10 protein-coding genes are annotated in these 13,362 nt (G+C 65.0%); 1 reads left to right on the top strand and 9 read right to left on the bottom strand.

The genetic code is table 11. From position 1 onward, the window contains the following. Positions 1-17 precede the first annotated feature (17 nt). Entirely contained in the window at positions 18-800 is a 783-nt protein-coding gene (locus tag LZC95_17965) for an enoyl-CoA hydratase-related protein (GenBank protein ID WXA98706.1), read from the top strand. On the opposite strand, the gene LZC95_17960 is transcribed toward LZC95_17965, so the two are convergent. From LZC95_17960 to LZC95_17920, 9 genes are all read right to left on the bottom strand, one after another. Next, the gene (locus LZC95_17960; GenBank protein WXA98705.1) at positions 754-1,785 is read right to left on the bottom strand and encodes an asparaginase; all 1,032 of its coding nucleotides are present in this window, start codon (positions 1,783-1,785) and stop codon (positions 754-756) included. The genes LZC95_17965 and LZC95_17960 overlap by 47 nt on opposite strands. Before the next feature lie 48 nt (positions 1,786-1,833). Further along, complete coding sequence (locus tag LZC95_17955) at positions 1,834-2,415, bottom strand: polysaccharide biosynthesis/export family protein (GenBank protein ID WXA98704.1); 582 nt, start codon at positions 2,413-2,415, stop codon at positions 1,834-1,836. A gap of 77 nt (positions 2,416-2,492) precedes the next feature. Then, entirely contained in the window at positions 2,493-3,893 is a 1,401-nt protein-coding gene (locus LZC95_17950; GenBank protein WXA98703.1) for a hypothetical protein, read from the bottom strand. Between the two features lie 206 nt (positions 3,894-4,099). Beyond that, positions 4,100-4,756, bottom strand: coding sequence for a hypothetical protein (locus LZC95_17945; protein ID WXA98702.1), 657 nt, complete (start codon positions 4,754-4,756; stop codon positions 4,100-4,102). 514 nt (positions 4,757-5,270) lie between these two features. Continuing rightward, a complete protein-coding gene (locus LZC95_17940) occupies positions 5,271-6,695 on the bottom strand; it encodes an AgmX/PglI C-terminal domain-containing protein (GenBank protein ID WXA98701.1) in 1,425 nt (474 codons plus the stop codon). Positions 6,696-6,801: 106 nt separating this feature from the next. Then, positions 6,802-7,386 carry a hypothetical protein gene (locus LZC95_17935; GenBank protein ID WXA98700.1) on the bottom strand — a complete coding sequence of 195 codons (585 nt, stop codon included), beginning with the start codon at positions 7,384-7,386 and terminating at the stop codon, positions 6,802-6,804. An 8-nt stretch (positions 7,387-7,394) separates the two neighbouring features. Further along, a complete protein-coding gene (locus LZC95_17930) occupies positions 7,395-7,664 on the bottom strand; it encodes a hypothetical protein (GenBank protein WXA98699.1) in 270 nt (89 codons plus the stop codon). Between the two features lie 8 nt (positions 7,665-7,672). Continuing rightward, complete coding sequence (locus tag LZC95_17925; GenBank protein WXA98698.1) at positions 7,673-8,995, bottom strand: tetratricopeptide repeat protein; 1,323 nt, start codon at positions 8,993-8,995, stop codon at positions 7,673-7,675. Then, complete coding sequence (locus tag LZC95_17920) at positions 8,992-13,356, bottom strand: tetratricopeptide repeat protein (protein ID WXA98697.1); 4,365 nt, start codon at positions 13,354-13,356, stop codon at positions 8,992-8,994. The genes LZC95_17925 and LZC95_17920 overlap by 4 nt, the downstream gene beginning before the upstream one ends. Between the last annotated feature and the right edge of the window lie 6 nt (positions 13,357-13,362).

Genomic DNA, 13,362 nt, shown 5'->3' with positions numbered 1-13,362 from the left:
GTACTAAATATTGTTCCATGAGCAGCGAAGTCACGGTCGAGCGCATCGGTCGCACGAGTCTCGTCACCATCAACCGGCCCGAGGCGCGCAACGCGCTCACCCGCGAGGTCATTCGCGGTGTGCGCGACGCGTTCATCAAAGCCAACCGCGATCCGGAGCTTCGTTGCGTGGTGCTTACGGGTGCGGGCCAGCACTTCTGCGCCGGGGCCGATCTGCGCAAGAACCTGATGGCCGACCCGAACTTGCTCGACAACCTCGAGACGTACCTCGATGAGTACCACTCGGTCATCAAGGCCATCGTCGAGTGCGAGAAGCCGTCGATTGCGATGCTCGATGGGTGTGCCGTGGGCTTCGGGGCCGATCTCGCGCTCGTGTGCGATTTGCGTGTGGCCACGCCGGAGGCCTACGTCCAGGAGAAGTTCGTCAAAATCGGGTTGATGCCCGATGGCGGTGGCACCTTTTTCCTGCCGCGCCTCGTGGGCACCGCGCGGGCGATGCAGATGATTCTCCTCGCGGAGAAGATCATGGGGCCCGAGCTGCTCTCGCTCGGTGTCGTGGCGCGCGTCGTGGCCAGCAACGAGCTGCGCGAGGCCACGTTCGCGGTCGCCCGCCAGATCGAGCAGGGCCCTCCCCTCGCCTACCGCGAGATCCGCCGCGCGCTCTACGCGAGCCTCGGATCCATCGAAGATGCGTTGCGCCGCGAGCGCGAGGGTCAGCTGCGCCTTCTGCGCAGCGCCGATGCCATGGAGGGCATCATGTCTTTCGTGCAGAAGCGCGAGCCGGCTTTCCAGGGGAAGTGATCTCGCCCACGGTGTCCGTCGCCAGGTAACGCTGCAAGCGCTCGCCTGCCCCGAAGCGCCCGAGGCCGATCATCAGCTTGGCCAGGGCGCACTCCACGGTCATGTCGCCACCGGAAATGGCGCCGGCGTCCGACGCCTGCGCCCCGCCCGCGTACCGGGCAATGTCCACCGCGCCGCGCGGGCATTGGCTCACCACGACGACGGGCGCCTTGCGCGCACGGGCCTCTTCCAGCGCGGGAATGAGCGATGCGCCGCGGTGGGGCAGGTTCCCCGTGCCGTATGCCTCGAGCACCAACCCGCGCACGCCCGCGCGCAGGGCGCCCTGGAGCAGCCCCGGGTCGAGCCCGGGAAACACGCGCACGGCGAGCACGCGCGATTCGATGCGCGGATCGAAGGTCGCCGCCGTGCGGCCCTTCTTCCGCACGTGACCGAGGACGTCGACCCCGACGCCCATGGTCGCCAGCGGCGGACAATTCGGCGAGTCGAAGGCCTCCAGCGCCCACGCATCGCGCTTGATGCTTCGCGCACCGCGCAGCACGCGCGAGGCAAAGGCGATGGCCACCTCGGGCACCGGCAAGGTCGCAGCCAAGGTCGCGTTGATCAGGTTCTCGCGCGCGTCGGTGCGCAGCTCCGCGAGCGGCCGCTGCGAGCCGGTAAGGATCACCGGGCGATCGATGGGCCCGAGCAAAAGCGCCAGCGCGCTTGCCGTGTAGGCCATCGTGTCGGTGCCGTGCACCACGACGATGCCCGCGTACTTGTTCGAGCGAAGCGCCTCGTGCACCGCCCGCGCGATGGCCACCCAGTTTTCCGGCTGAAAATCGCCGGAATCCATGAGGAAGAGCACGCGTGTATCGATGCGCGCGATGCGCCCCAGCGCCGGCACCTCCGCCAAGAGATCGCGCGCGGCCGCCTTGTCGGGCTCCAGCACCGGCTTGCCGCGCATCAAGATGGTTCCCCCCGTGATGAGAAGGAGGACCCGCGGCAATGCTTTACGTGGAGTCGACGTTCGCGCGGTCACGTGATCACGGGGCGGTCAGAAGATCCGCTGGTCGACTTTGATGGTGTCGCCCGCCTGCAGAGGAATGTCCTGCTGAACCCCCTCGGCAATGGCGTCTGCGCTGATGACGTACGTCTTGCTTTGGTCGCGGCCGACCTGGCGCGTGAGCAGCACGTGATTGCTGTCGGCGATCGAGGTAAAGCCGCCCACCTGCGAGATGGCGTCGTGGACCAACTGCATGCCCGGGATCCACATGATGCTCCCCGGCTTCTGCACTTGGCCGATGATGCTCACCCGCTTGGACGCGTAGTCCTTCACGGTGAGGATCACCTGCGGATCGCTCAGGATCTTGCCCTGCACCAGCCTTTCCCGAATGAGGACGGCCACCTGCTGCGGCTCCAAGCCGAGGACCTTCAGGTGCTCCACGTAGGGAAAGTCCAAGGTCCCATCCGGGTTGACCATGTAGTCCTTGGGCAGGTCCTTCTCGCCCACGACGAAGATTTCCATCTTGTCGCCCGGGCCGAGCTGAGAGTTCTGCACCGGCGCCGGGATGTTGGGCCTGGGGGGATGACCGCCCGAGCATCCAATGGATGCTGCGAACAGGGCGGTCGCGATCATCAGAGATACAAATCGAATTTTCACTTGGGTGCTGCCTGCTTATCCTGGCCCCGCCGCGGAACCGCGTACCTGCCGTTTTACAGGAACCAGCGTACGCCGAGGAAGGCCTGAAAGCGCCGGTAATTCAAATCGTAGAGATCGCCAGTCGTCCCGCCGGCCGAGGGAATCGCGGCAATCGGCAACCGCGTGTCGCTGATGTTAGTGGTGTAAATGAACGTCGTATTCAGGCCGAACGAGTTACTAAATCGATATTCAGCAAACAAAGTAGCGTCGGCGCGAATGTCGGTCCAACCCGCCTGGGCCAGCTGGTTTTCCTGCGGCGAACCCAACGGGTAAAACAAATCGGGATACGAAAGGGCCGCCACGCCGCCCTCGAGCGAAAGCAGCACGCGGCCGGCAAACATGTATTGCACTTTGGCGTAACCGCGATCGCTCCCGTAGTGCGAACCGAGGTAGCTCGCCTGGAAATCGCGCGTGTACCCGACCGCAATCGAGGAAAGCAACAGCGAGACACCCTGGTCTGCATCGCCCGGCGCCGCGCTCAAAAAGAACTTGAGCTCGGCCTGGCCGATCACGCTGTTGTACTGTTTGACCTGCGGAATATTGGCCGGGCGATTGAAGCTCGCGCCCCAACCCACCATGCCGAGGAATGCAAAGCGCGAGGTGACCAGGCCATTGATACCGAGTCGCGCGCGCACGGGCGTCGAGTCGAACAAGCGCACCGTCGCACGGTCGGCGTCGCCCATGTAATTCCGGAAACGCGCGCTGCCGTCATAGAGGAACGCCGTGCGCGGACGGAACTTCCAGCGGCCTTTCGTGTACGCTTCGTGCGTGATGTTGTTGTACGGAACCGCGGCGCTGTTCTCGAACAGCGTGGCGTGCAGCCCGTACCCAAAGCGCCAATCGAGCGTGCCGCCGCCCGGGACGGTGACGATTTCCGCCCTGCCCTCGATGTCGTTGCGATTGAACGACTGGTCGGGATCACCCGTGGTATTCGGCTGGATCGTGCGCGTGTAGAGGCCTTCGATGCCGAAACCAAGCGGCCGATCGGGCAGAATGTCCAACCGCATATTCGCAGTCGCGCTCACGTTGCGCTGGTCGCGCAGACGCTGCGGTCCGAAGAACTCGCGGTACGTTGCCGAAAGGCCGCCGCGGAACTGCACGACCGGCTTTCCAGCGTTCTCGCTGTCCCCCGCCCTGCGTTGGGTGCCCAACGTCGAGAAGGTGATCGACGGGGTGATGCGGAGAAGGGCGCCGTCCTGGATCGGAGCATTCGGATCGCCGTTGGCGATGTGGGTCCCATCGACTTTGTGCGAGCGCAGAAACCAGTTGGAGTCGTAACCAATTTCCGCCGCAATGCCGGGGTGCAGCTCGAAGTCGCCCGTGCGGACGCCGATTCCTTCTTGGTAGCGACGATCCTTTAGCCACTCTTGCGCATTGGCCTTCTGCGGCACGCACAACGGTGCAACAAGCCCCACCAGAGCAGCGATACACGAAAGGGTGCGTCGTCGTGACGAGCGTGCCGGGTATGCTGTGGTCATTAGGAAATCGCGCGAAGAAAAGAGAGGAGGGATAGCGGCCGACTCGCGTAAACGAGCCGGTACCAGATTTGGAGAGAGGGAGCGAGAATCTGATTGTCGTCCATGGCCAAGCCAGGACGCGGCCGACGGGCCTAACTACTGCCCTACCTACTGCACGAGGTGCACTTGGGCGGTTCGGAGATCGCGATCGGATCGAGCGGTGGGAAGGCCGTCGTGTCTTCCACCGGGAGGTTCGGATCGACGAGCATCGTCGTCTGCGTGTCGCCGATGAACGCCGACTCTTCGCCGATGCACTGATTGGCCTCGGCGGTGAGCTGCTCGGTGCGTTGACGAAGCACCGTGAGAATCGTGAACTCGTGGTTGGCCAACTCCACGTCGTTGCGCTGGGCCGCCATCTTGAGGGCGGTCGAGCGATCCCGCGCCGAGCGAATCGCCACGTCGGTCTGGGAAAGTTTGTCATTCAAGCAAAGGGTCTTCACCACGTCCCTCTGCTGACGGGCCTGCTCCAACTGCTTGCGGATGCCCATGGCCGCGCCTTCCATGCGGGAAAGCGACCGGTCCGCCTCGACCACCTCTTCTTGCGGCGTCAGCTGGACGCGACGGCCGAAGCCAACCTGGGCATCGGCCTGTACACCCGCGGCCGCACCTGCGCCCGGTTGAATGGCATCGGAGGGTCGAGGGTTCGTCGTCGCCGGCGTTCCTGTTCCGGAGGGGGGCGGCAGCTGTGGCGGTGCACCCGTCTGCGCACCGGCAGGTCCGGCGACCAGCGCAATCAATGCAAAGCCCGCGAGGGTCTTCACGACGGTGCCCTTGGTCTTGGACGCGGATGCTGAAGTGGATGCTGAACGAGACGGCGAGCGGACTAGCATTCCAACCCTCATGGTCTGGAAGTGATGCCAGGGGGGGTACCGCAAAGCTCTCGCACGCTAACGCTTAACTTCAGTGCTGCTGCTTGCCGCAGTGTGCTGGAGCGAGTTATTCGCGGACTCTATCGATGGCCCCTAGGGGTGTCAACCACCCGACGTGACTCATCCGGGCAAAAACTAAACCTGGCAATGAACCTGTATCTCCCCTTTTCAAGCGGGATTTGAGTAACGGGAGGTTCGATGCGTCCCGGCATCTGCCCATTCATAAGCCCACAGAGATACTGAACGGGGTTTCTCTACGGCTGCGTTGGACACAGCCGGAGCAGCGAACCGCCAAGACGCCAAGGACGCCAAGGTTGGGAGGTTTTGCGAAAGCGCGGCTTTTACGCGCTTCAGCACAAATCCATCCTTCTTGGCGCTCTTGGCGTCTTGGCGGTTCGATTGAGGGCTATTTGCCTTGCTGGACGAACTTGACCGGGATGTTGATCGTCGAACCACTTCCGCCGGGGGCGTCGAACTGCGCGTTGCGGACCGCGCGTTGGATGCAGGCCACGACGTCGGACGAGAGACCGGAGACGTTGGAAGCGTCTGCGGCGCTGACCTCGCCGTTCGGGGCGACCTTGGTGACGATGGTGACGGCGCCGGCCATGCCGGGATCGCTGGCGAGACCCTTGTTGTAGCAAGCGCGGAACTTGGGACGAAGGCCTGCGACCACGCGTTCGGCGTTGGAAACCGGGACCGACGCGGTGGTCGAGCCGATTTGCGCGTCGCCGGTCGGGCCTTTGACCGCCGTCTCTTTGCCGGCGCCCGATCCGGTGCCGCCACCGCCCGTGTTGCCGATGCCTGCGAGGCCGCCGCCGGCTTTACCGGGTTGAACCACGCCGCCACCGCCCGAACCGAGTCGGAGATCGCCGCCCGTGTTCGAGACGCCCGCGCCGGATTTGGCCACGCCGCTCAAGTCTTGCGGAGGAATGTCGCTTCGATTCAACGCGCCCTGCACGGCGGAATTGCCACCGAAGGCCGCGAGCATCTGCATCTGCATCGCCTCGGCCTGCTGCGAAAGCGCGGCGGCTTGCCGATCGCTCACGGAGCCGCCACCGGCCTTGCCGCCGGACGAAGCCTTCTTTCCCTCCGACGGCTGGCTCGCCGATGCCGTGGCCGAGGGGCTCGGGGTGGCGTCGGTCGGCGTTTCCGTTTGCACGGGGGGAAGGTTCTTCGACAGATCGACCAGGCCCTGGATGTTGAAGTCCTCGTTGACCGGAGGATCCATCCAGTCCGAGTACATGGCGCCGATCAAGCCGAAGTGCAGCAGAAAGCTGAACGCCGCAATGATCGTCAGATCCCAATCGATCTGGCTGGCCAGCCCACCTTTGACGGACAGCGGAAGCTGCGGACGCGGTTGGGGCGGCGGCGGCGCGACGAACTGGAAGAGGAACGTGGTTTCGCCGACCACGATTTTGCCGCGCGCCTCTTCGGTGAGGCGGACTTGGTAGGCGTTGCCCACGCGACGGGCTTGCCCGCGAAGGCCCTCGATGTCGCTGATGCCGGTTTGGAGCGCGACGCGGCCCTTCATGCCGTCGAGGAAATTCAGGTGGTACTCGGTGCCGATCAGCTCGAAGAGCTTGAACTGCGCAGGCACGGCTTGCGAGGGGATGACGAACATCGACTTCTCGCTGGTGCCGATGGTCACGCTGGTGCGCTGCTTGATGATGCGCTCCTCGATGACCCGCCCACCTTGTACGAGACCGATCCGCAGGACCTTCGGCCCAGCCTGCTGCGCGACCGCGCGCATGACGGCGGTCATCTGCCCGGGGCGATTCTGTCCCGGTTGCTGCCCTGGCCCTGCCCCCGATCCTTGGTGCGTCTGCGACATTCGCTCGGCCTCTTCCTTCCCGTGGCTGTTTGGACGGCTTGTCTAGGCCAAAAGTTTCATCCGCTGGAACGGTAGCCGAATTCCACGGTTCCGAAAAGGATCCCGATTAGGAATGGCCCGGCTGTAGCGCCTCGAGGCGCTCGATCCATTTGTCGGTGGCCTCGAGGCGCGACTTCACGACGCGTCGGGCCTGCATTTGAATCGAGATGCATGTCACCGTTCCCCACATGCCGAGGGCTGCGATGCCCAGCGCATCGAGCGCCGCGGCGTTGAGGCGCTCGCCCACGTCGACGTCGGCCAGGTTCTCGATGCCCGCAAGTCCGATGCGCAAGGCCATGGCCGCGAGCAGAAAGCCCGCGCTGCTCGAGATGCTCGCGCACACGCGCGGAACGCGTATCCAGCGCTGCAGTCGCCAATCGAGCTCGCTCAGTTGCTCGTTGATCAGCGCCGCACGCAAGCCCGGAGGCTGCGCCAGCGCTTCCACGACATCGCGCTCCCAATCGGCATCGGGTGTCGCCACGATGGCGGCGCACACGTCTGCGTAAGCCGCCCTTCCCTTCGGGCCCGTGAGCGCCTTCACCAGCGGCGCTGGAGCCAGCGCCGTCGGTGTCGTTGCAAAGTACAACCTTCGAAAACTCGCCCCGATGCACGTCAGTACGACGGCCAGGCTGGCCAGTACGACGAAAATCAATGCGGTCCTTAGAAGGGCTCTTTGAGCGTCGCCTGCTCGATGCGATCGAGGAAGGGCTGCCGGAGCTCGGCCAAGGTCAGCTTCGCTTGGATTTTGCTCACGTCGACGGAGGCGATGGGCTTTTGAACGCGTCCGACGATGGTGACCTCACCGATGGTGATCACCTTGCCGCCGCCCGCAGCTCCTCCTTTGGCGCCGCCGGCCTGTTGCGCGGAAGCCAACCCCGCGGTGAAGAGCGCCACCGAGAAGCAAAGTGCCGAGACGATTCGCTTGGTCATCACATACCTCACTTCTTGGGCGGGGGCTGAGATCCCGCTTTGGGAGCGCTGCCCGATCCTGCGGGCGCCCCTCCGCCACCCGTTCCGGCTGCCGCGGCGTTCTTCATTTCGGCCTGCTTGGCCTTGGCGCGGCTCAGAAGCTCGTCCACGTCGTCGCTCTGGCCCGGGGGGGCCTTGGCGCCGCGCATCGAGCGGTACGTTTCGAATTCCTTGATGGCCGTGGCCACCTGCGAGTCCGCCGTGGTGCCGGGGACGTTGGGCGTGAACAGGTAGAGCAGACCGAGATCGTAGTGCGCCACGGCCAAGCTCGAGTCTTGCGAGAGCGCCGTGTCGAACTCCTTCTTCGCATCCTGCGGCCGGCCCGAAAGGCGATACGCATCGCCCAAGTTCAAGTGGGCCAGCGGGTTGTTCGGTCCGAAGCGGACCGCGCCCTCGAGAAGCGGCAGTGCTTCTCCGACGTTGCCCGCCTCGAGCTTCATCGCCCCGAGCTGGATGAGCGCCTCCACCATGTCGGGACGCTTGTTCACGGCGGCTTGGAAATCCGCCATGGCTTGCTGCCGCGACCCCTGCTCGCGCAAGATCAGCCCGCGAAGCAGGTGCGCCTCGGCATTGTCCTTGTCGCGAGGCGGGCTGGAGTCGCCGAAGCCATCGAGGATGGCCTGCAGCGCGTACTTCGCCAGCTCGGTGCGGTGGGCCTTGTAGTGATCGCGCGCGATGGCCACCATCGCGTCCTTGTAGTCGGGGTCGATGCGCAACGCGTCTTGCGCCGCCTGCTGCGCGCCCGCGCTGTCGTTCGCCAGCGACTTCACGTCGGCGGCGCACGTGAGGATGCGCGGCGACTTCCCCATCTTCACTTGCTTGTCGGAGATGAAGGTGTTCGCCTCGCCCGCGTGGCCGCTTCGCGCCAGCGAGAGCGCGTACGCGCAAATCGCCGGCTCGTAGTCGGGCTTCGCGCTGAAGCCCGCGCGGAACTCCTGCTGCGCGCCCGAGTTGTCACCCAGCCGATCGAGCACCGTGCCGAGCGAGTAGTGCGCGGCCGGCGAGTTCGGCGCCTTGTCGAGCGCCTCCTTGAAGGCCGCCTTGGCCCCGGGCAGATCGCCCGCGAGCCACGCTTTCCAGCCGCGATCGTACGCGTCCTTGGCCGCGCCCGTGAGGCCGCTCGACTCGCCCGGCGCCCCGGGTTCGGCGACGCCCACCTGGGCGCCACCACCGGTTTGCACGACGCCGCCGGCATCGCTCTGCGGGTACTCGACCTTGGGCTCCGAACCGCCGCAACCGGCGACGATTAGAAGAACCGCTGTCCCGATTTGCCCGAATCGCAACGCGTTCATGGCGCCACCGGAAGGGGCGAGGCTGCGCCCGACGGAGGCGGCACGGACGTGATGCCGGGTCGCGATTGCACGTACTGGCCGTCCTTGTAATCGAGATTGCGCGTCTTCGACGGGTCGTTCGGATCTTTGGTCTTGGTCACGTATTCGCGCATTTTCGCATCGCCGAGGATGTCCGTGAAGTACGCGAGCCGCTCGATGGCGTGCGTCACCGCCGGATTGCGTACGTTGTACTGCCGGGCAAGCGCCACCGCGGAAGCGTAACGACGGACCATGACTTCGTCCGCGGCCGCGAGCTCCTTGTCACGCTTGGTGCGCCAGCCTTCTTTGACGGTGGAGCGAATCTCGTCCGCCTGTTCGATCAGGTTGTCGCGACCGCTCGCCTCGAGCTTCTTCAACATCGCTTCCTGCTGCGGCGTGAACAGCTTGAGCGGCGGCGAGGTCGCATTGTAGAGGCCCGAACGCAGCGTATCGTAGATGGCGCCCTGACGAGCTTGCGCCGCGGGCACCCACTCGAGCGAGGGGTACGTGCTCACGACGTGCTGCAGCTGCTGATCGTAGGTCTCGGCCGCCTTCGCATTGCCCTGGTACTTGCCGGTCTTGATGACCCGGCCCGTCTTCGGATCCACCGCGCCGATGACGTCCTCCGTCGCACCCGTGTACTTGTGGCGATCGGTGTCGTACTTGGCCTTGATCTCGTCTTCCGCCAACGTGTACTCCGCCTCCGCAGGGTAGTCGGCGAACGGCGGGGTGAGCGCCTCGGGTTTGCCATCCTTGGTGGCGAATCCCGCGTTGCGGAAGGTCTCCCACGACGAGATCGTGTTCTTGAACCAGGTGCGGTAGCCCTTGTCGTCCGCGGTCTTCTGCATCTTCGCGTGGAAGTACGCGGCCTGGAGCACGTAGCGCGAGGCGTCGCGCTTGCCCTTGTTGGCGTTGTAGAACGCCGCCAAGGAGTTCTGCGCCGCAAGGCGGGTCTGCCGGTTTGCGCCCGTGTCGGGGCCCGACGGATTCCACTGCTTGTGGTCGTAGTCCGCCACCAGGAAGTCCGCATTCGCCTTCTCTTCGGCGGTGGGATTCAGCTTGGTGAAGGTCGTGTACTCTGCACGCATCTTGTCGCGCTGACCCATGTTCGCGTACAGGATCATCGCGTTCTTGGCGGCTTCCTTGCGCTTCTTCTCGTCGAAGCGCGGATTGCCGGCGACCTTCTCGTACGTCTCGGCGGCCTTCTGGTAGTTGAAGAAGCCGTAGTACGTGGTCCCGAGTTCGTCGTACGCCGTGCCCAGGTACTGCAGGCGCTCCTGGTACTGCTTCGGATTCGGCGCGACCTTCGCCTTCGGATCGCCCTTTTGCAGGGCATCCAAGCGCGCTTCGCTGCCGTATTCGGCGATGAACTTGTTGTAAAGCTCGATGGCTTTGTTGAACTCACCGACCTGCTTGTACGCATAGGCGGCGTTCATCGCGGCCTCCGGCGCCTCGTCGCGGCCGGGGGCGGCCGAGAGTGCGGCTTCGTACATGCCGGCGGCCTCGCGCCAGAGTTTCTGCTTCTCCGGGCCGGGCGGTGCGTCCTTCGCCTGCTTGAACTTCTTACGGGCGTCGATGTACGCGGCCTCTTGCAACGTCGGGTTGACGAGGATGCCGGCTGAAGCCTTGTTCTCCTCGGTCACCGCGCACGAGTGCGCCTTCTCCGCCTCGGCCAATTGACGGGAGCGGTCGACGTCGCGCTCGAGGTTGCTCATCGTGATGAGCTTCTCCCAAGCCTTGTAGCCGTATTCCGTCTTGCCGCACTCCGCCTTGTACATCTGCTCGTAGCGCGGGCGGGCTTGGTCGAACTGGCCGTACACGAAGTACATGTCGGCCGAGTAGAACTGGTAGTCGAGCGAGCGCTTCTCGGCGTCGAGGGACGGCGGCACGCGCTGGACGTACTCGTCGCGCGCTTGGATGCTCGCGAGCACGCTCGGCGGAACCGGATCGCGCTGCACCTTCTTGTCCGGGCCGTCGTTGTCGAACCGAACCTCGGTGCGCTTGGCGATGCCGACGGTGCCCTTGGAGTCGTCGAAGCGCTGGTACTCGAGATCGCGGTACACGTCGCTCTCCTCGACGACGAAGAACGCCGCATTGGAGAGGTACTTGTCGTCCTCGTTCGAATCGCGGACGTCGATGGCCGCGATCTTCGCGCCCTCGATTTGGTCCTGCGTCGGCTCCGGCGACTTTTGCGGCTGCAGCTTGTGCAAGAGCACCGCGATGCGAAGCTCCTTGTGCCGCGCATCGGCCAGCCAGTAGCGGCTCTCGTACGCGTCCGGTGCGTTTTCGTCCTGCTTGACGAAGCCGTACCACCCCAGCGCCGCGAGCTTGTACTCCGCCTGCGCGCGCCCGAGGAGCTCGAGCTGCTGCTTCGGATCGCCCGTTTCGCTGGCCGCGACGAGGAGCTGCTTGCCGTTGTTCGTGTGCTGCGCGGCCGCTTGGCGCAGACCGCCTTTGACGAGCCGCTCGGCGTTCTGAATTGCCGCCGGGTTCTCCTTGTTGGCGTCGACCCACGGCGTGTTGCCGATGTAGTTCGCCAACTTGGTGCGCGCCTCGAGCGCCTTCGCCGCAATCGCGTCGTGCTCCGGCGTGTTGGGGCGCTTCGTCATGTTCATCTGGTCGTACGTCTCGGCGATGGCGTTCTGCACGTCCGGCGCCGTGGGGTCCATCGGCCACTTCTTCAGGATGGACTCGTACACCTCGATGGCGTTGTTGAACTGGTTGAGGCTGCGGAACTCCTGCGCCAGCGCCTTGTAGATCTCGATGGTCCACGGCTTGTCCTGCGGAATGAGCTGTGGATCCCGCACGCGATCGACCGCGATGTGCAGCTTGGCCTCGGCCACCTCGGGCTTCGGCTCCGTGTCGACGATGTCCGGGCGCTGGATGAACGGCTCCTCGGGCTCGGGGCCTTTGAAGTCGAGGTTCGTCAGCGAGCCGGCGATGTACGTGTACGCCTCGCTGCGGAAGTCCGCGCCGGGGTCGCCCGTGAGTTTCTGCTGCTCGTCGGTGTAGAGGAGCAGGTGGACGAACTCTTTCGTCGCCGCCTCGTAGCGCTGCTGCTTGAACAGCGTCCAGGCGTATTTGTAGAGCGCGACGCCGTAGAGCGGCGGCTTCTTGAACTGCATGGAGTGCTGGTAGGCACTCGCCGCGCGGTTGTAGTCCCACACGGCCGCGATCTCTTCGCGCACCACACCGCCGCGAATATCGAGGTTGTCGAATTCCCAGTTTCCGATCTGCCACCAGACCTCGGCCACGTACTTGGGATCCTCACCCGGGCGCAGGCCCGGCTGGGGAATGGGCTCGCAGGTGTTCGGGTACGGGTCGACGTAGCGGTTTTCCGGCTTGTTGACCTTCGCGCTCTTGTAATCCTGATGCCGCGAGCGCCAGGCGCGCCAGTACTCCTCCGTGTTGTCCTGGGGCAGCTGGACGATGCTGTCGGCCTCGGGATTCTTCGGATCCGGCGGCGTGGGGTACGCGAATTTGTTGTGGCAGACGAGCGAACGCCACACCTGCTGCGCTTCTTCGGTGCGACCCGAGTCGTTGTAGGCGTGGCCGAGGAAGTAATAGATGCCCGCGAGCTCGCGGTACTTCGGGAACTCGACGATGACGCGCTTGTACAGGCCGATCGCGGGCTTGAGGCCCACCGAGAGGTCTTCCTTCGCCTCGTCCGAGCGCGCGCGCTCTTCGTACAAGGCCGCGAGGCGGTACATCGCGTCGGGCGTGGCCTCGGGATGGGCGCGCGGGCCGGAGTACTTCGCGATGAACTCCTCGAGGCGCAAAATGGCGGTGTCGCGCGCCTTGCGGAGCTCTTCCTTCTCGGTCGCAATCTCGCGATCGAGGCCGGCGAGGATGGTGCGCTTCTTCGTCTCGTAATGAAGCTTGATGATCGTGGTGACGGTGTCGCGGTACTCCTTCGCGCCCTGCTCGTAGATGTCCGCCTCGGTCTTCAACTCGCCGAGGGCCTGCACCTGCGCGGGCGAAGGCGGCGGCGGCGGGGGCACGGTCTTGCGCGTGACGGGCGGGGCCAAGGTGGGCACTTGGGATACGCCGCCATCGGGGTTGGCCAGCAAACCGCGAAGTGCACCGGCATCGCCGGTGGCCGTCGCGCTCACGCCCGCATCACCTGCCGTCGCCGATGCCCCGACCTGGAAGCCCGCGCCTTGTTGAGCATTGGGGGGCGGCGTTCCACCGTCTTTTGCCGGCTGCTGCCCGGGCGGTGCCGTCTGCGCGAAGCTGGAGACCGACAGGACCGCCATCAAGAGGCCCGCGGTTCCTGCTGCGAACACGTGGCTACGCCGGAACCGCTTTCTCGAAAAGCTCTGGTTGGTCATAAGCTGTCTCACTTGGGT

The organism is Sorangiineae bacterium MSr12523, from assembly GCA_037157775.1.
GTDB lineage: Bacteria > Myxococcota_A > Polyangia > Polyangiales > Polyangiaceae > Pendulispora > Pendulispora brunnea.
This window is presented reverse-complemented; position numbering and strand designations above follow the sequence as displayed.